The organism is Nocardioides sp. (assembly GCF_031422975.1).
In the GTDB taxonomy this organism is placed as follows: domain Bacteria; phylum Actinomycetota; class Actinomycetes; order Propionibacteriales; family Nocardioidaceae; genus Nocardioides.
On the sequence record NZ_JANPEO010000286.1, the window covers coordinates 1 to 15824 of the forward strand.

19 protein-coding genes and 1 pseudogene are annotated in these 15824 nt (G+C 69.8%); 12 read left to right on the forward strand and 8 right to left on the reverse strand.

Annotated features, from left to right (window positions below; all coding sequences use genetic code 11):
- Positions 1-833 (reverse strand): homocysteine S-methyltransferase family protein (locus tag RMO85_RS08500; protein WP_310528293.1); only part of this gene is annotated, 833 nt, incomplete at its 3' end.
- 74 nt (positions 834-907) lie between these two features.
- On the opposite strand from RMO85_RS08500, the gene RMO85_RS08505 reads away from it, so the two are divergent.
- Positions 908-1525, forward strand: a complete 618-nt coding sequence (locus RMO85_RS08505; protein ID WP_310528294.1) for a TetR/AcrR family transcriptional regulator — start codon at positions 908-910, stop codon at positions 1523-1525.
- A 55-nt stretch (positions 1526-1580) separates the two neighbouring features.
- Here RMO85_RS08505 and RMO85_RS08510 read toward each other — a convergent pair whose 3' ends face one another.
- From RMO85_RS08510 to RMO85_RS08525, 4 genes are all read right to left on the reverse strand, one after another.
- A complete protein-coding gene (locus tag RMO85_RS08510; protein WP_310528295.1) occupies positions 1581-2078 on the reverse strand; it encodes an SRPBCC domain-containing protein in 498 nt (165 codons plus the stop codon).
- Entirely contained in the window at positions 2068-2445 is a 378-nt protein-coding gene (locus RMO85_RS08515; RefSeq protein ID WP_310528296.1) for a metalloregulator ArsR/SmtB family transcription factor, read from the reverse strand. The genes RMO85_RS08510 and RMO85_RS08515 overlap by 11 nt, the downstream gene beginning before the upstream one ends.
- Positions 2446-2650: 205 nt before the next feature.
- Complete coding sequence (locus tag RMO85_RS08520) at positions 2651-3586, reverse strand: hypothetical protein (RefSeq protein WP_310528297.1); 936 nt, start codon at positions 3584-3586, stop codon at positions 2651-2653.
- 330 nt (positions 3587-3916) lie between these two features.
- On the reverse strand, positions 3917-4381 hold the full coding sequence (locus RMO85_RS08525) for a BLUF domain-containing protein (RefSeq protein ID WP_310528298.1): 465 nt from the start codon (positions 4379-4381) through the stop codon (positions 3917-3919).
- 280 nt (positions 4382-4661) lie between these two features.
- On the opposite strand from RMO85_RS08525, the gene RMO85_RS08530 reads away from it, so the two are divergent.
- Both RMO85_RS08530 and RMO85_RS08535 read left to right on the forward strand, forming a co-directional pair.
- Positions 4662-4940, forward strand: coding sequence for a hypothetical protein (locus tag RMO85_RS08530; protein WP_310528299.1), 279 nt, complete (start codon positions 4662-4664; stop codon positions 4938-4940).
- 169 nt (positions 4941-5109) lie between these two features.
- The gene (locus RMO85_RS08535; protein WP_310528300.1) at positions 5110-5916 is read left to right on the forward strand and encodes a thioesterase family protein; all 807 of its coding nucleotides are present in this window, start codon (positions 5110-5112) and stop codon (positions 5914-5916) included.
- A gap of 42 nt (positions 5917-5958) precedes the next feature.
- On the opposite strand, the gene RMO85_RS08540 is transcribed toward RMO85_RS08535, so the two are convergent.
- On the reverse strand, positions 5959-7101 hold the full coding sequence (locus RMO85_RS08540) for a hypothetical protein (RefSeq protein WP_310528301.1): 1143 nt from the start codon (positions 7099-7101) through the stop codon (positions 5959-5961).
- 73 nt (positions 7102-7174) lie between these two features.
- Between RMO85_RS08540 and RMO85_RS08545 the strand changes: the two genes are divergently transcribed.
- Genes RMO85_RS08545 through RMO85_RS08570 form a run of 6 tightly spaced genes read left to right on the forward strand, consistent with a single transcriptional unit; the run spans position 7175 to position 11788 of the window.
- Positions 7175-7573 (forward strand): NUDIX domain-containing protein, encoded by a 399-nt coding sequence (locus tag RMO85_RS08545; protein WP_310528302.1) that lies wholly within the window; start codon positions 7175-7177, stop codon positions 7571-7573.
- Positions 7570-7845, forward strand: coding sequence for a hypothetical protein (locus RMO85_RS08550; RefSeq protein WP_310528303.1), 276 nt, complete (start codon positions 7570-7572; stop codon positions 7843-7845). Before RMO85_RS08545 ends, RMO85_RS08550 begins: the two co-directional genes overlap by 4 nt.
- On the forward strand, positions 7838-8743 hold the full coding sequence (locus tag RMO85_RS08555) for a DMT family transporter (protein ID WP_310528304.1): 906 nt from the start codon (positions 7838-7840) through the stop codon (positions 8741-8743). The genes RMO85_RS08550 and RMO85_RS08555 overlap by 8 nt, the downstream gene beginning before the upstream one ends.
- A complete protein-coding gene (gene mshB, locus RMO85_RS08560; protein ID WP_310528305.1) occupies positions 8740-9645 on the forward strand; it encodes an N-acetyl-1-D-myo-inositol-2-amino-2-deoxy-alpha-D-glucopyranoside deacetylase in 906 nt (301 codons plus the stop codon). The genes RMO85_RS08555 and mshB overlap by 4 nt, the downstream gene beginning before the upstream one ends.
- A 7-nt stretch (positions 9646-9652) precedes the next feature.
- Positions 9653-10012 carry a hypothetical protein gene (locus tag RMO85_RS08565; protein WP_310528306.1) on the forward strand — a complete coding sequence of 120 codons (360 nt, stop codon included), beginning with the start codon at positions 9653-9655 and terminating at the stop codon, positions 10010-10012.
- Between the two features lie 15 nt (positions 10013-10027).
- Entirely contained in the window at positions 10028-11788 is a 1761-nt protein-coding gene (locus RMO85_RS08570) for a VanW family protein (RefSeq protein WP_310528307.1), read from the forward strand.
- A gap of 110 nt (positions 11789-11898) precedes the next feature.
- On the opposite strand, the gene aspS is transcribed toward RMO85_RS08570, so the two are convergent.
- A complete protein-coding gene (aspS, locus tag RMO85_RS08575) occupies positions 11899-13170 on the reverse strand; it encodes an aspartate--tRNA(Asn) ligase (protein ID WP_310528308.1) in 1272 nt (423 codons plus the stop codon).
- Positions 13171-13400: 230 nt separating this feature from the next.
- Here aspS and RMO85_RS08580 point away from each other — a divergent pair, with 230 nt between their 5' ends.
- Positions 13401-14354 (forward strand): DUF389 domain-containing protein, encoded by a 954-nt coding sequence (locus tag RMO85_RS08580; protein ID WP_310528309.1) that lies wholly within the window; start codon positions 13401-13403, stop codon positions 14352-14354.
- Here RMO85_RS08580 and RMO85_RS08585 read toward each other — a convergent pair.
- Positions 14344-15282 carry a GNAT family N-acetyltransferase gene (locus RMO85_RS08585; RefSeq protein ID WP_310528310.1) on the reverse strand — a complete coding sequence of 313 codons (939 nt, stop codon included), beginning with the start codon at positions 15280-15282 and terminating at the stop codon, positions 14344-14346. The two genes, RMO85_RS08580 and RMO85_RS08585, sit on opposite strands and share 11 nt — an antisense overlap.
- Positions 15283-15335: 53 nt before the next feature.
- On the opposite strand from RMO85_RS08585, the gene fdxA reads away from it, so the two are divergent.
- Together fdxA and RMO85_RS08595 are read left to right on the forward strand one after the other, a co-directional pair.
- Positions 15336-15662, forward strand: a complete 327-nt coding sequence (fdxA, locus tag RMO85_RS08590; protein WP_310528311.1) for a ferredoxin — start codon at positions 15336-15338, stop codon at positions 15660-15662.
- Positions 15659-15824, forward strand: a pseudogene (locus tag RMO85_RS08595) (succinyldiaminopimelate transaminase); the annotation flags it as partial. The gene fdxA and the pseudogene RMO85_RS08595, both read left to right, overlap by 4 nt.

Here is a 15824-nt window from a genome sequence, read left to right on the forward strand (position 1 = left end):
AGGTGGGACCGCAGCCGGTTGAAGGAGTCGATCAGCAGCTCGAGATCGCCCTCGTCGAGGTCCTCCATGACGTCGAGCTCATCGTGCGTGAGCGTCGAGGCGTTCGGCCGGATGCCACCCACCCGCTCCTGCCAGGCGCCGCCGTCGAAGGCCGGTGCGATGTGGGTGGGGTGAGCACAGTTGATGCCGAACCAGTCGGGTGCGGCCAGGCCGTCCACGCGTTCCACCGCCGTCCGTAGCGGCGTCCCGTCTGGTAGCCGGCCATCGGTTTCCACCGTGAAAGACACAGCGACAGGCAGACCCGCTGACCGCGCAGCGAGAACCACTCCAGTGGCCTCCTCGGTGGTCGTCATGGTCATGGCATGCACGAGGTCCACCCCCTCGTCGGCGAAGGACCGGGCCTGCACGGCGTGGTACTCGGCTGCCTGGTCGGGGTCCGCAGGCGCCCCGGCCACGTACCCGTCGCCGCGAGGTCCATGGATGCCGACGACCAGCGAGCGGTCCACACCAGCGCGCTCCTGCGCACGACGAACCAGGTTCACGGCCTCTCGGTTGGCCCGGTCGAGCGCGCCGCGGTCGTAACCGATCTTCTCCGCCCAGTCCGGATTGGCCCGCCAGGTGGGGGTCTCGAGGAGGAGACCCTGTCCGGCGGCACGAGCGATCGCGGCGTACTGGTCGTAGTAGGCGTCGAGGGCGGCACGGCCGGCCCGGTCCTCGAGCAGCGGGAAGGCAGCGAATTCCGGCAGATCGAAGCCGTGGTGGAACAGCAGGTCGGTCTCGAGCCCGCCGTCAGTGACGAACGGACCGTCGGCCAGCAGGGGGGCAACACTCATGGAGGATCTCCTATCCGGAAACAGACTGACTGGTCTGTTTCTACCAGACTGATCGGTCTGCTACAACTGACGCCATGCCCCGCGACGGAACCGCCACCCGCACTCGGATCCTCGACGCTGCGGAGTGCCTGATGGAGCGCAACGGCGTCGCGGGCACGTCGGTGGATCAGATCCTCGCTGCGGCTCACACCTCCAAGGGCGCCTTCTTCCACCACTTCGACTCCAAACGAGAGCTCACGGCCGTCCTCATGGAGCGCTACGTCGAGGCCGACCTCGGGCAGCTCCGAGCAGGCCTCGCCGCAGTCGAGACCGTGACCGACCCCGTGGAGCGGGCACTGGCCTTCGCGCGCCACTTCGAGCGCTGGGCCGACCAGCTCGTACACAAGGATTCGGCCTGCCTCTACATCGCGGCGCTCTCCGAGCGCGACCTGCTGGAGGGACCGGTGCGCGAAGCCGTGCTGCGAGCAATCGTCACCTGGCGCGACGAGGTGGCTGCACTCCTCGCGCCGGCGCTCGCCGCCCGAGTCGAGAGCATCCCCGATGTCCCCGATGCCCACGAGCTGGCAGACCACCTCTTCGCCACGTTCGAGGGCGGGTATCTGCTGTGTCGCTCCCTGGGCTCACCTGAGCCGATGCGGGCCCAGCTGCGAATATTTCGGCAACTGCTCGAATCACTGCTCGCTGCTCGCTGAGAAAGCGCAGCGCCGAGGCAGCAGCCAACGGTTTGCCGGCTCGGCGATCAGGCCACTAGGAACGCTGTGCCTCATCAAGGCGGGCCGCGAGCTTGTCGAGTGCCATCGTCCATCCGGCTGCACCGGGGGACTCGGCGGGAATGCCGACGTGTGTCAACACCATCTTGGTGCCTCCGGTGACCTCTTCGATCTCAACGCTGACTTCGGTCGTGGTCGGGTGACCTTCGGGCATGCCCATCTGTGCCGGTGACCTCACGTTGCCGTGCTCGTCCGACATTGAGTCGGTGTAGACGAGGCGCTGGTTCTCGATGACCTCGAGATACGTGCCGGTGAACCACATCTGAATCGTGCCTTCAGGCGTCGACACCCCCCGGCACAGCAGCCGGTTGCCCCCCACGCGCAAATCAATCGCGCCCCCGGGGCCCGTGCCCGAGCCTGGGCCGTACCACGCTGCGAAGTGTTCCGGGTCTGTCCACATCTTCCAGATCAGATCCGGCGGCGCCTCAAAAGTCCGCTCGATCACCAGGTGCTGGCCGCCGTTGTCATCGCTCATCGTCACAGCCCATCTTTCGTTGCCGTTGTAGTTGCTGGAGGTAGGTGTCCATCCGGTCGAAGCGGGCCTCCCAGATGGGTCGATACTGCTCGGCCCAGGTCGAGATCTCCTCGAGTGGTGTCGCGTCAAGGGTGCAGGGTCGGTACTGCGCACGTTGACCTCGCACGATCAGCCCCGCACGTTCGAGCACCTTGAGGTGCTTGGAGATGGCCGGGAGTGAGAGCTTGAAGGGTTCGGCGAGTTGGGTGACGTTCGCCTCGCCTTCCGTGAGACGTGCCAAGATCGCTCGCCGCGTCGAGTTGGCCAGTGCCGCGAAAGTCTCGTCGAGCCGATCCTCCTTGGCCGCCAACGCCAGAATCGAGGTCATAGTTTTCCTATCAGTTAATTAACTGTTAGGAAAACTACGGGCCATGTAAGGAGGAGTCAAGCGCAGGAATGGGCAATGACGTCGCACGGCTCGGATCGCGCTCGAACGTGTCGGCGTTGGCAGCGCCGTCGAACCCGCTGTGGGCGTGCGCCCTGGGTGCCTCAATGGGGTGGGCCGCAGTTCCCGGCCCTTGAGGGCGACCGTGTCAGCGACGTACGACGATGACCTCGAACTGTCTCGCGGACGGCGGGAAGCCGGTGTCGAACTTCGCATTCGCGACCGCGAGTCGGCCGCCGAAGCGGGCCGCCGTCGTGGGGAACTGGAACAGGGGGCTGGTGATGATCTTCCTCTGCTCCCCGGCGAGGAAGTCGGTCGTCAGCTTCCACACGCTGATCTGGTTGTTCGCATTCTGCACCGCGGACAACTCGCGGCCGCCCTTGATCAGGATCCCGTCGACGTTCGGGACGCGTACGCCCGCGATCGTGGTGCTGGCGCCGGTCGCGGCGTCGACCAGGTTGAGCACGCCGTTGCCGGAGTGGGCGACGATGAGCATCGCGCCACCCCTGACCGCCTCGATGCCGTTGTTGTTGAACGCGCCGCTCAGGTCAGCGGCGGGGCCACTCAGCCTCAGGGTCACGAAGCCGCTGGACGGCACCCCATCGACCACTGGGACGAAGTAGAGAAGCGCCTGGGCGGAGTCGGTGAACCATGCACCGTCCTTGGTGAGTGCGACATCGTTGATGAAGGTCGGTGTGGGCGGAGCCTGGAACTGGTACGACCTCACCGCAGCGCCGGTCCGGGTGCTGTAGACGTAGCCCTGCCCCGTGGGACCGCCGGACACGAAAAGCAAGTTGTCGGAGCTGTCCGCCTTCATGCCGGCGGCGAACCTGCCGTCGGGCGCGTCGATGAACTTGGCAGCGACCCCCTCGTTGATCTTGCCTCGGAAGATGTCGCCAGTCAGCAGATCCCCGGCGAGGAATGTCGATCCGTTGAGTCGTGCGACTCCTTCGGTGCCGGTGGCTCCTGGCAGAACGATCGCCCGATCCGCGTGGTGGGCGGTGGCAGGCGGCATCGCCCAGGCCATTGCAAGCAGGGCTGCCAGGACAACTCCCAGCACGGATCTCCTCAGGGAAGCGGACATCGGGGGTCCCTCACTTTCCGCGTACTGCCGTCAACGCCGGGCCGCGTCTCGGTTCCCCCTAGCCTCGCTCCGCGCCGGCACCTGGCACAAGGTCCCGATCAGGGAAATTGCGACGTCATTGGCGGCGGGCACCCGCCCCGGAGGGACACTGCGGGGCGCCGTGAGCCTGGACCCAAGAACCCTCGTCTCGGGACGTTCTCCCCGGCGCAACCGTGTCAGGGACCGACCCGGCAGCGTCAAGCGTGCAGCTTCCTGGTCCTGCCATTGTCGACCAGCCGTCCTCCCACCAGCCTGGCGCGGGGCGGGCTCAGAGGTCGAGCGGGCGGAGCGCTACGCCGACGAGGCAGTGGCAGCTGCGGCCCGCATGACGTCCAGCACCGCCTCCTGCTCAGGAGTGGTGCGTCGGCCGGCGGCGGGGGAGATGCCGTCCGTGTGCGCGATCAGGGGGATGTCTGCCTCGTCGCCCTCGCCGACCTGAGCCATCGACCAGCGCGAGAACACCCGCCCGTCCACGGGCCCGGCTTCGATCAACGCGACCGAGTCGTGCCGCGGGTCCTTGGTGATGTGCTCGTACAGCGCTCGCACCGGCACCTCGTCCCCCTCGAGGACCTGCACGTAGTGCTCGCCATCCAGTAGGAGGGCACCGGTGATGTGCTGCGACTTGTTGTTGGACCGCGCCGCACCGAAGAGGGTGCCGAGTTCCTTCTTCACCCGATCCGGGGGGATCAGGTTGCGACTGCGATACATCAGACGGAAGGTGCTCTCGGCACCCGGAATCACTGCCGCATCTGTCATTGAATCGCTCCTGTTGAAGCCCTGCCAACGACGCGTTGGCAAACGCCGGGTTCTCATCCTCCGTGCGTCGCGTCGACCTGCCTGTCTCAGTTTGCGACGGTGTCGATCGGTCCCGCCCGCAGCCATGGGTTCGGTCGAGGCGTATCGCTGCACGTCCCCGGTGCCGGACATGTGCTCTACCGGCCGCAGCACGCGACGGCGTACGACCTGACGCTCGGCGTGCACAGGATCACAGTCCCGCGGTCTTGGAACGATCCAATTCAGCGCGCACACTGGAGACATGACAAATGAAACCCGCCTGATCGATGAGCTCAACGCTCTCCACTCCACCTACGTCGCCGCCCTCAACACGGCCCTCGACGCAGGCCACCTCTCGCTCGCGACCGAGCTCGCCGGCGAGTACGACCGCGAGGCGATCCTGCTGATGGCCGAGCGCGAGGGTCGCCAGGACCTGCTCGCCCACTTCGGCCTCGAGCGCGACGGCGGCCAGCTCACGGTCACCCGCGACACCCCGCTGCGGCGCATGGTGAAGGGCTTCTCCGCCCTGCGCGCCGCCTGAGCGAACCGCCGTGTCACGTTTCGGGCTGTGCCCCCTTGTAACACGCTGTTCGGTGCACTCCCACGTCGTAGCAACAGCGCGGTAGTGCACCGAACAGCGTGTTACATGCGGAGGGACGGCCAGGCAGGGGGCTGCGGCCGAGCACCCCTGCGGCTCCTAGGCTCGCGCCATGACAGACATCGAGTGGGACGACCACATCGCGGTCACGCGCAGCGGCGACAGCGACTACTCGGCCGACCTGTCCGAGGGCTGGCTCGTGGGTGGAGGCATCAACGGCGGCTACCTGTTGGCCACCATCGGCAACGCCCTCAGCCAGGTGGCACCCGGCAAGCCGGACCCCTTCGCCGTCAGCGCCCACTACCTCTCGGCCTCGGTGCCAGGCCCGGCGACGGTGTCGACGCGGGTCCTGCGCGACGGCGGCAGCGTCGCCACCCTCGCGGCCGACCTGGTGCAGGGCGGCGACACGCGCATCACCGTGCTGGCGACGTACGGCGACCTCGGCCGCCTGCCCGACGACGTCCGCACCACCGCGACCCCGCCCGCCATGGCGCCGCTCGAGCAGTGCGTGCCCAACACGATGGCGCCGCCCGAGGTGCGCAAGTTCGCGCCGCTGATGGACCGCTTCGACATGCGTTTCGACCCGGACTGCATCGGCTGGGCGGTCGGCAAGCCCGACGGCAATGGCCTGCTGCAGGCGTGGTTCCGCCTCAACGGGGAGCGCGACCCCGACCCGGTCGCGCTGCTGATGGTGGTTGACGCGCTGCCCCCGGTGACCTTCGACCTCGGCATGCCCGGCTGGGCGCCGACGCTCGAGCTCACCGCGCACGTGCGGGCCAAGCCGGCGCCGGGCTGGCTGCGCGTCTCGCACCACACCCGCAACATCGCGGGCGGGATGTTCGAGGAGGACTGCGAGGTCTGGGACTCCGCTGACCGCCTCGTGGCGCAGAGTCGGCAGCTTGCCCGCCAGCCGCGCTAGGGCCGCCCCCAGCGCCAGCCCCGCCCGTCCGCAGCGGCAGGGTCAGTCGAAGGCCGAGCGCTTCATCGACACGATCCATCGACGACGCGGGTGCTCGGTCAGTGACCACAGCCGGTCCGTGGAGGGCCAGTAGGCGAGGTCCTCGGGTCCCATCGGCAGAGCGAAGCGCTTCGGCCTGAGGTGACCGGACGAGCCGGCATAGATCGAGCCCGGCATCCACGGCCCGTGCGAGACGGTCACGTGATAGCGGCCCGCGGCCAGCGCGGCACCCTGCATCCGCACGACGCCGCCCTCGTCGACCTCGAGCGGCCGGGAGAACCCGTCGTCGCCGGTGGCGAGCTGCCAGGTGGTGGGATCGAGCGGGTAGCGCGCGAGTCGGTTCGGCGCCGTACCCGGGTTGTACTCGCCGGCGATCAGCGCCGGCGGGTCCGAGCGGCGGTCCATGGAGACGAACGAGTAGCGCAGCTGCTGGTGTCCGTCGTCGGTGAACGCCTTGTAGGTGAAGCGGACCGGCAGGACATAGCGATGGCCGTACGACGACACGCGCTGCCCGTCGACGCCCAACTCGTCCGGGTGGGAGTCCTCCTCGGCGACTCGCATGATGTCGTCGACCCGGGCCGTGACGAATCCGCGCCTGGTCGCCGCGATGTGGAGGTAGGGACCGGCCCAGACGATCCCGCCGGCGTGGATGTTCATGGGCCGGAGCTTGAGGGTGCCCTCGTCGTCGAAGACCGGGTTCACGAGCAGGACGTGGCGGTACTTCAGGGTCTCGAGGTCGAGGAAGGTGACGCGGGAGCCGCGCTTCACGCCGTCCTTGCCGGAGGAGTACCACGTCGTGACGAGCAGCTTGCGGCCGTCGATGTCCTCGGTGTCGCTCGCGTCGGCGCTGGTGGAGATGCCCTGCGGGTACCAGCGCTCGTCGCGCTGGTCGTAGGAGTCCCACGTGTAGGCGTCGCTCACGGCGCGGCCGAGGAGTCGCGCGGGGATCCGACTCCGCCGGGCCCGGTACTTCAGGTCCCCGAGCAGTCCGTCCAGCCCGACCGGCTCACCCAGGACCGCGGCGAGCGCGGCGATCTCGCGGACGTTCTCGTCGGTCCGCTGGAGGTGCACGCCCTGGACGTAGGGCTCCTCCACGGGCTGGGGTGGGGGGCCGTCGCCTGGCGCGCGATCGCCGTCGGGAAGCATGCGCCCAACCTAGTCAGCCGCCCGCCAACGGTCGGCCGGTGTCGGCGGGTCGATCCCCATTAGGGTCGTCGACGTGACCCCCGACCCGCGCACCCTCGTCGTGGGGGCCGCGATCGTCCGCGACGGCGCCGTCCTCGCCGCCCGCCGGACCGCGCCGGTCGAGGCTGCCGGGCGATGGGAGTTCCCCGGCGGCAAGGTCGAGCCGGGGGAGGCGCCCGAGGCGGCCCTCGTGCGTGAGATCGCCGAGGAGCTCGGGTGCCGGATCGAGGTCACCGGCTGGCTGCCGGGCCTGGCCGTGATCGGTGACCGGCACGAGCTGCGGGTCGCCTGCGGCGTACTCACGCAGGGCGAGCCGACGCCGACCGAGCACGACCTGATCCGCTGGGTCACCGCTGACGATCTCGACGACGTGGACTGGCTCGACCCCGACCGCCCCTTCCTCCCAGCGCTCCGCGAGAGGATGGCCCCGTGAGAGCGATCTTCTTCGAGGAGGGCGACGCGCGCCAGGTCGTCCGCCGCCTGGTCGCCGGTGGCTTCGAGGCGACCCCCGAGCGGGAGCGACTGTCCGGCGAGGACGACGACGAGGGCCACCCGTGGGCCGTGGTGACGGATGCGCCCGTGTTCATGGTGGAGCTGATGGTCGACGAGTACGACGGCTGGCTGGACACCCAGACGGACGCCCCCAGCCTGCCGCCGCTCGTCTTGCCGACTGCTCCGAAGCGGATCAAGAAGCCCCTTGACTGACGTCCGCGCCCGCCCGGTCGGACCCCTTCCGCTGGTCCCCGCCGCAGCGTTCGTGCTGGTGTGGTCGTCGGGCTACATCTCCGGCCCGTACGGCGTGCAGTACGTCGCTCCGTTCACCCTGCTGGCCTTGCGGTTCGGCGTGGCGGCCACGCTCGCGCTGCTGCTCGCCCGGCTGCTGCGAGGACCGCTCCGGATCGACCGGGGGACGGCCGGTCGGATCGCGTTGACCGGGATCGTGATGAACGCCGTCCAGTTCGGCGCGATGTACCTCGCCTTCGATGCCGGCCTGGGCGCCACGCTGGCCTCCTTGCTGCATGCCCTGACCCCGGTCCTCACCGCGGTCCTGGCGGCGGTCTTCCTCAAGGAGGCGCTGTCGCGGCGTCAGCTGTTCGGGCTCGTGATCGGCGTCACCGGGGTGTTGATCGTGCTCGGCCCCGACGTCGAGGCGGCCGGTGGCCCGGTGGCGATCGGGCTCGCGGTCTTCAGCGCGATCACGCTCAGCCTCGGCACCCTCGGCCAACGGTGGATCGGGCACGGTCCGGACCCGATCTGGTCCGCGGCGATCCAGTTCTCGGTGTCCGCGCCACCCCTCGCCGTACTCGCCCTGGCCCTGGAGGGCACGCACGCCGTCACCGATCCCGTCCGCGGCGGCGTGGCGGTCGTCTTCTTGGCGATCATCAACTCGATCGTCGGCCTCCTGCTGCTCGGAGCGCTCGTCCGCCGCGGGGGTGCGGGAGCCGGGTCCAGCCTGTTCTTCCTCTCACCGCCCGTGACGGCGGTGCTGGCGTGGCTGGTCCTCGGCGAGACCCTCGGCCCCCTGGAGCTTGTCGGCCTGGTCGTGGCCGTCGTCGGCGTCGCCCTCGGCACTCGGAGCGCCCCGCCTAGGCTGGCGGCATGACTGCCGAACAGCGTTCCCTCTTCGTGCACGCCCATCCCGACGACGAGACCATCAACAACGGCGCGACCATGGCCAAGTACGTCGCCGAGGGCCGGGGCGTCACCGTCGTCACGTGCACCGCGGGCGAGATGGGCGAAGTGCTCGTCCCCGACCTGGGGCACCTGGCCTACGACAAGGACGGCGGTCTCGGCGAGCGCCGCAAGGCCGAGATCGCTGACGCGATGGCTGCGCTCGGTGTCACCGACCATCGCTGGCTCGGTGGTTTCGGCCGCTTCCACGACTCGGGCATGGCCTGGCACGAGGACGGGCACGCCATCGCGGGGGAGTTCGTCCCCGACAACGCCTTCTGGAACGCCGACCTCACCGACGCCGCCGACGAGCTGGTCAAGGAGATCCGCGACGTCCGTCCCCAGGTGCTGGTGACCTACAACGAGTTCGGCGGCTACGGCCACCCCGACCACATCCAGGCACACCGGGTCGCGATGTACGCCGCAGTGCTGGCCGGCGCCCCGACCTACAAGCTGCAGCTCGGCGAACCCCACGACATCGCGAAGATCTACTGGTGCGCGATGAGTGAGTCGAAGATGCGCGAGAGCCTGCGCCAGATGCGCGAGGCGGGCGACACCACGACCTTCGAGGGCATGGATCCCGACGGCGAGATGGGGCCGTTCGTCACCCCCGACGAGCTGATCTCGGCCAGCGTGGACGGTACGGACTTCGTGCACACGAAGATGGGCGCGCTCAAGCTGCACCGCACCCAGGTCGACCCGGACGGACCGTTCTTCGCCGGCGCCGAGTCGGGGCACGCGTTCTGGGGCGAGGAGTACTACGTCCTGGTCCGGGGCGAGCGCGGTCCGGTGGGCGAGCACGGCTACGAGACCGACCTCTTCGCCGGCCTCTGAGCCGACGGTGCTCCTCCGTCTGCTCGGGGTGCTCGCGCTGCTGGCCGTCGGCGCCGGAAGCGGGATGTCGGCGGCCCTGGTCCACGAGTCGTGGTGGGGACTGCTGCTCGGTCTCGGGGTGGCGGCGCTGACGACGCTGGCGCTGCCCCCGGGGTGGCGCTTCGCCTTCATGCTGGGCTGGTTCGGCGCGATCGGTCGTGCCGCGCTGCCGCGAGCCGAGGGCGACTACCTCGTGCCCGCCACCACGGCCGGCTACGTCCTGCTCGGCGGCTCGTTCATGCTGTTCCTGACCTCCCTCGCAACCGTGCCGAGGCCGGTCTCGCGCCGACGCGGCGACGGCGACGATCCGGTCGTTTCGGCAGGGTGAACCTAGGATCGGGGCGTGTCGATCCTCTCTCGAAACGATGACGTTGCCCCCGACAAGTCCGGCGGGCGCGTCGTCGCGTGGTTGCTGCTGGGCCTCGGCCTGCTGGTCGGGGGCGCCTACGTGGCAGCCCACTACGCCGCTGCCGACAAGGTCGCGCGCGGCACCACCGTCTCCGGGGTGAGCATCGGCGGCCACCCGCAGGCGGAGGCGGCCCAGCGCCTGCAGGCCGGCCTGGCTGAGCGGGTCTCCGGTCCGATCGAGGCCACCATCGGCGGCTCCCTGGTCAGCGTCGACCCGAGCTCGGCCGGCCTCGCCGTCGACTACGCCGCGTCCGTGGCCGAGGCCGGCGGCGCGAGCACGTGGGACCCGGTGCGCCTGTGGAACTACTTCACCGGCGGCGAGGACTTCGAGGCCGAGGTGACCGTCGAGGACACCGCGTTCGCGGCGACGCTGGCGACCCTCGACGAGCAGTACGGCGCAGCGCCCCGCGAAGGGGCCCTCGGGTTCGACGGGGGATCCCTCACCACGGTCAAGCCGCGCATCGGCCGCGCGCTCGACCCGGCGTCGACTCGGGACGCCCTCGTTGCGGCGTACCTCTCCGAGGACGCCGAGACGCCCGAGCTGGAGATGGTGCAGGCCCAGCCAGAGATCGACGCGGCCGACCTCGACGAGGCCCGTCGGACGTTCGCCAACCCGGCCGTGTCCGGCTCGGTGACGCTGACCTTCGACAAGGCGAGCATCAAGCTCTACCCCAAGGACTTCACGCCGGCGCTGAGCCTGGCGCCGGTCGAGGGCAAGCTCGTGCCCCAGCTCGACGCCGCCACGCTGGCCGAGGTGGTCTCCGCCAACGTGGTGGCCGACGGCGCCCCCGTCGACGCCACCGTCACGCTGGTCGGTGGCACCCCCAAGGTCACCCCGGCCAAGCCGGGGGTCACCTACGACCAGACGCAGATCGACGCCGGCTTCCTCGCGCTCGTCGCGGCGCCCGAGGGGTCGCGAACGCTGAGCGTGGACGCGAAGGTCGCGCAGCCGGACTTCACGACCAAGGACGCCCGCGCGCTTCAGATCAAGGAACGCGTCTCGACCTTCACGACCTACTTCCCGTACGCCGAATACCGCAACACCAACATCGGGCGGGCGGCCGAGCTGGTGAACGGCACGATGCTCGCGCCGGGGGAGACGTTCAGTCTCAACGGCACCGTCGGCGAGCGGACCCGGGCGAACGGCTTCACCGAGGGCTACATCATCCAGGACGGAATCCTGGTGACCGATCTCGGCGGCGGCGTCTCGCAGATGGCGACCACGACCTTCAACGCGATGTTCTTCGCCGGGCTCGAGGACGTCGAGCACAAGCCGCACTCGTTCTACATCGACCGCTACCCGATCGGCCGTGAGGCGACCGTCGCCTGGGGCTCGGTCGACCTCCAGTTCCGCAACGACACCCCGTACGGCGTGCTGATCAGCGCCAACGTCACCCCGGCCACGGTGTCCACCAGCGGTGTGGTCACGGTCTCGATGTACTCCACCAAGTTCTGGAACGTCACCACCTCGGAATCCGCCCGCTACAACGTCACCAAGGCGAAGGTGCGCAAGATCGACACCGTGCAGTGTCACGCCAACGAGGGCTACGGCGGCTTCGACATCGACGTCAAGCGCTACTTCGAGCCCGCCGGCGCGAACACCGAGACGCGCCCCGCGGAGAACTTCCACACCTCCTACACACCGAGCGACACGGTGATCTGCACCAACCCGGACGCCGAGGACAACGTCAGCTGACAGCATCTGCCCCGGCCCGATATCCATGGGCGGGATGGTTGCCTGTCGACGGAAAATCGAGCCATCGCGCCCATGGATATCCCTGGGGATGTCGGGCTGGACCATCGCAGCTAGGGCGTCAGGCGGTGCAGGTCGCGCGGAAACAGCGTGACCTCGCGGATGTTGGCCGCCTCGACGAGCCGGCCCACCCAGCGCTCGAGCCCGATCGCGAAGCCGCCGTGCGGCGGCATGCCGTGGACGAACGCCTGGAGGTACGCCGCATAGCCGGCCGGGTCCTCGCCGCGCGCCTGGATCGCCTCGTCGTAGTCGCTCGGCCGGTGAAGTCGCTGGCCCCCGGTGACGAGCTCCAGCCCCCGGAACAGCAGGTCGAAGCTGTTCGACCACTGCGGGTCGCTCGGCTGCGGGTGGGTGTAGAACGGCCGCTTGCGCATCGGGTAGCCCTCGACGGCGAGGAAGTCCGACCCGTGCTCGGCGAGGGCCCAGGCGCCCAACGCGCGCTCGTGCTCGGGCGCGAGGTCGGGCTCGTCGGCGGGCGCTCCCACGAGCGCCAGCGCGTCGGCGAAGTGGATGACCGGGATCTCCTCGGGCACGACGGGGATGACGGCAGCGGAGCGCTCGATCGCGCCACCGGCGAGCCCGTGCACTGCTGCGACCATGCCGGCGAGCACGTCGCGGAGCAGTTCGAGCACGTCGCGGTGGTCGCGGATGAAGCCGAGCTCCACGTCGAGTGAGCGGTATTCGGCGAGGTGCCGCACCGTGTCGTGCGGCTCGGCGCGGAAGACCGGCCCGACCTCGTAGACCCGCTCGAAGACGCCGACCATCTGCTGCTTGTAGAACTGCGGGCTCTGCGCGAGGTAGGCCGGGCGCCCGAAGTAGTCCACCGCGAACACCGATGAGCCCGACTCGGTGGCCGACTCGACGAACTTCGGCGTCGCGATCTCGGTGAAGCCCAGGTCGTCGAGCGTCGCGCGGAAGCCGCGCAGCGAGGCGGCGGCCAGCTCCCACCTGGCGCGTTGCGCCGGGTGCCGCCACAGCACGGGGGCGTTGTCGAGCAGCGTCGGCAGGGTGACGTCGAGGCTCGGGCGCCACAGCTCGGCGGGCGGGGTGACCGCAGGCTCGGTGAGTGCCTCGACGGTGGCGTCGGTGACCTCGACGCCGCCCGGTGCCTGCGGGTTGGCGGTCGCCGTACCCACCACGCGGACCGTGGTCTCCTCCGGCGGCACGGCCGTGCCCGCGGGCAACACCACCTGCGCCAGACCGCTGCGGTCGCGGACGACCAGGAAGGTGATGCGGGCCAGCTCACGGCGCCGGTGCACCCAGCCCTCGAGGGTGACGGTGGCGCCGGTCGTGGCCGCGGGCAGCGATGAACAGAGCGATCTCATGATGACCTCCAGTTGGCGTGGCCCTGGAGGTGTGGGCGGGGGCAAGGTCGCGGTGCCACCACACCTTTGCCGAGCACGAACACCCGGCCTCTCGTCGGTGTCGCCGGACGCGCGGAGGGCAGTCGCTCTGCTGGCACGCAGGGAGGGTGTCAGGCTCCACGGCTCTCGCGAGAAGACTAGGCACCGGCGGCTCGCGAGGGAAATCCATTTCGGCTGACACACTGACCGCCATGCTCGTTCACCTTCGCCTCAACGTGCCGACAGCGCTCAGTGACGCCGTGTGCGACCTCGTGGTCAACGCCGAGTGGGCCACCAACGTGACCGTCCAGCGCGGAGTGTCGCTCGTGCCCGAGGGCGACCTGATCGAGTGCGACGTGGCCAAGGAGCTGGCCGGTGACGTGATCACCCGCCTCAAGGACCTCGGCCTCGGTGAGTCGGGCGGCATCCTCGTCTCGTCCCCGACGGCCTGGCCGTTCGCGGCGGCTCGGCGACTGGTGGAGCGCGCCCCGGGCGACCCCGACGACGCGGTCATCTGGGACAGCGTGATCGATCAGGCCTACGCCGCCTCACGACCGACGGTCACCTACCACGTCTTCCTGGCACTGGCCACGCTGCTCGCCGCCATCGCGGTCATCACCGACTCCGCGGTGCTCGTCATCGGCGCGATGGTGGTCGGGCCCGAGTTCGTCACCGTCGCGGCCGTCGCCACCGGGGTCCTGTTCTCGCGATGGGGGCTGACCTTGCGTGCCCTGCGACTCCTGGTGCTCAGCTTCGCTGTCTCGATCCTGTTCGTGGCGCTGCTGTCCTTCGCTGCCGACCTCACCGGTCTGGTGACCTCGGAGATGGTCTCGCGCCCGCGCCCGCAGACCGCCTTCATCTGGCACCCGGACCGCTGGTCCTTCATCGTGGCGCTCATCGCTGGCGCTGCGGGTGTCCTCGCTCTGTCGACCGACAAGGCCAACGCGATGGTCGGTGTCTTCATCTCCGTGACCACCGTCCCCGCGGCCGGCAATCTCGCCCTGGCCCTCGGCACCTGGACCCCCTCCGAGATCTCCGGATCGCTGGCCCAGCTCGGCCTCAACCTGAGCGGGATGATCCTGTCGGGCGTCGTGGTGCTGACGATCCAGCGCCTGCTCTGGCAGCGCGTCACGGCCGCCTCGGAGCGGTTGTTCTTCAGCCGATGAGGTAGCGGTTGGTGTGGTGGGTGACGAACCCGAGTCGTCCGTACGTCGCCAGGCCGGCGTGGTTGTCGGTCTCCACATGCAGCCACGCGGTCGACGCGCCCCGCGAAGCGCCCCAGTCGAGGAGATCGGCGATCACGCGGGTCGCGAGGCCCCGACGCCGGTGTGACGGGTCGACGACGAGGCCGTGCAGGCCGAGCCAGTCGCCGTCGAGGGCGGCCCGACCCGTCGCCGTACCCCCGTCGCGGCTGACCTCGACGTGGTGAGGGCCCTCCTCGATGTAACACGCTGTCGGGTGCTCTTCCGCGTCGTTGCTACGACGTGGAAGAGCACCTAACAGCGTGTTACATGAGCGCAGCGCCCGCGAGACCGCCGCGAGCTGGCAGTGCGCGTCCCCGTCGCCGAGCGGGGTGAAGCCGAGCGGCGCCAGCGCGGCCTCGAGCGGGGAGTCGGCCTCCACCTGGATCAGCGGGTCCTGGCCGAGACCCGCGTAGAAGGCGCGTACGGTCGACACGGCATCGGAGAGCGGCAGTCCCGGATCGGCCATGGCGAGCGCCGAGTTGCCCCGCCTCCGCAACCGGCCGTCGAGTGGGGGACAGGCGCGCAGCAGCCAGGTGCCGAGCGGCTCGGCGGTCATGGCCGGCCACAGGGAGGCGACGTGCACCTCGACGTCGCGGGCCGCGACGCGGTGCCGGATCGAAGCCCGGGGCGGGACCGGCTTGCCCGTCACCACGTCGGCGATGCGGATCGTCACCGGCCCACCGCCGTCCTGCTGCACGACCAGGTCCTCGGTGCCCCAGGACACGCACGTGCCGAGGACGTCGGTGGCCCGCCCGTCCGGCAGCAGGTGGCGCACCACGACGCGCCGGCCGACGACCCGGGGTCCGAGTTGGTGTCTGCCCACGGGGTGGGGTTCCGGCGCATCGGTCATGCCGGGATACTAAGGTTCACCATGTCCCACCCCGTGCCCCTCAGGAGGATCCGGTGACCTACGTCATCGCCCAGCCGTGCGTCGACCTCAAGGACCGGGCCTGCGTCGACGAGTGCCCCGTCGACTGCATCTACGAGGGCAAGCGGATGCTCTACATCCACCCCGACGAGTGCGTCGACTGCGGTGCCTGCGAGCCGGTCTGCCCGGTCGAGGCGATCTTCTACGAGGACGACACCCCGGAGGAGTGGAAGGAGTACTACAAGGCAAATGTGGACTTCTTCGATGACCTCGGCTCGCCCGGTGGCGCCGCCAAGATGGGCGAGATCGACAAGGACCACCCGCTGATCGAGGCCCTGCCGCCGCAGCCGCACGACGAGTGAGCGCGGCCCGTCCGGTCGGGACCGTCTCGGCCCGGCTCCCGGACTTCCCCTGGGACCACCTCGCGTCGTACGCCGAGCGGGCCCGCGCACACCCCGACGGGATCGTCGACCTGTCGGTCGGCACGCCCGTCGACCCCACCCCGGCGATCGTCCAGGCGGCCC

What these genes read in the sequence shown, in the direction of transcription:
- RMO85_RS08505 (WP_310528294.1), top strand. Translation starts at nt 908, where the DNA reads ATGCCCCGCGACGGAACCGCCACCCGCACTCGGATCCTCGACGCTGCG.
- RMO85_RS08510 (WP_310528295.1), bottom strand. Translation starts at nt 2,078, where the DNA reads ATGAGCGATGACAACGGCGGCCAGCACCTGGTGATCGAGCGGACTTTT.
- RMO85_RS08515 (WP_310528296.1), bottom strand. Translation starts at nt 2,445, where the DNA reads ATGACCTCGATTCTGGCGTTGGCGGCCAAGGAGGATCGGCTCGACGAG.
- RMO85_RS08520 (WP_310528297.1), bottom strand. Translation starts at nt 3,586, where the DNA reads ATGTCCGCTTCCCTGAGGAGATCCGTGCTGGGAGTTGTCCTGGCAGCC.
- RMO85_RS08525 (WP_310528298.1), bottom strand. Translation starts at nt 4,381, where the DNA reads ATGACAGATGCGGCAGTGATTCCGGGTGCCGAGAGCACCTTCCGTCTG.
- RMO85_RS08530 (WP_310528299.1), top strand. Translation starts at nt 4,662, where the DNA reads ATGACAAATGAAACCCGCCTGATCGATGAGCTCAACGCTCTCCACTCC.
- RMO85_RS08535 (WP_310528300.1), top strand. Translation starts at nt 5,110, where the DNA reads ATGACAGACATCGAGTGGGACGACCACATCGCGGTCACGCGCAGCGGC.
- RMO85_RS08540 (WP_310528301.1), bottom strand. Translation starts at nt 7,101, where the DNA reads ATGCTTCCCGACGGCGATCGCGCGCCAGGCGACGGCCCCCCACCCCAG.
- mshB (WP_310528305.1), top strand. Translation starts at nt 8,740, where the DNA reads ATGACTGCCGAACAGCGTTCCCTCTTCGTGCACGCCCATCCCGACGAC.
- aspS (WP_310528308.1), bottom strand. Translation starts at nt 13,170, where the DNA reads ATGAGATCGCTCTGTTCATCGCTGCCCGCGGCCACGACCGGCGCCACC.
- RMO85_RS08580 (WP_310528309.1), top strand. Translation starts at nt 13,401, where the DNA reads ATGCTCGTTCACCTTCGCCTCAACGTGCCGACAGCGCTCAGTGACGCC.
- RMO85_RS08585 (WP_310528310.1), bottom strand. Translation starts at nt 15,282, where the DNA reads ATGACCGATGCGCCGGAACCCCACCCCGTGGGCAGACACCAACTCGGA.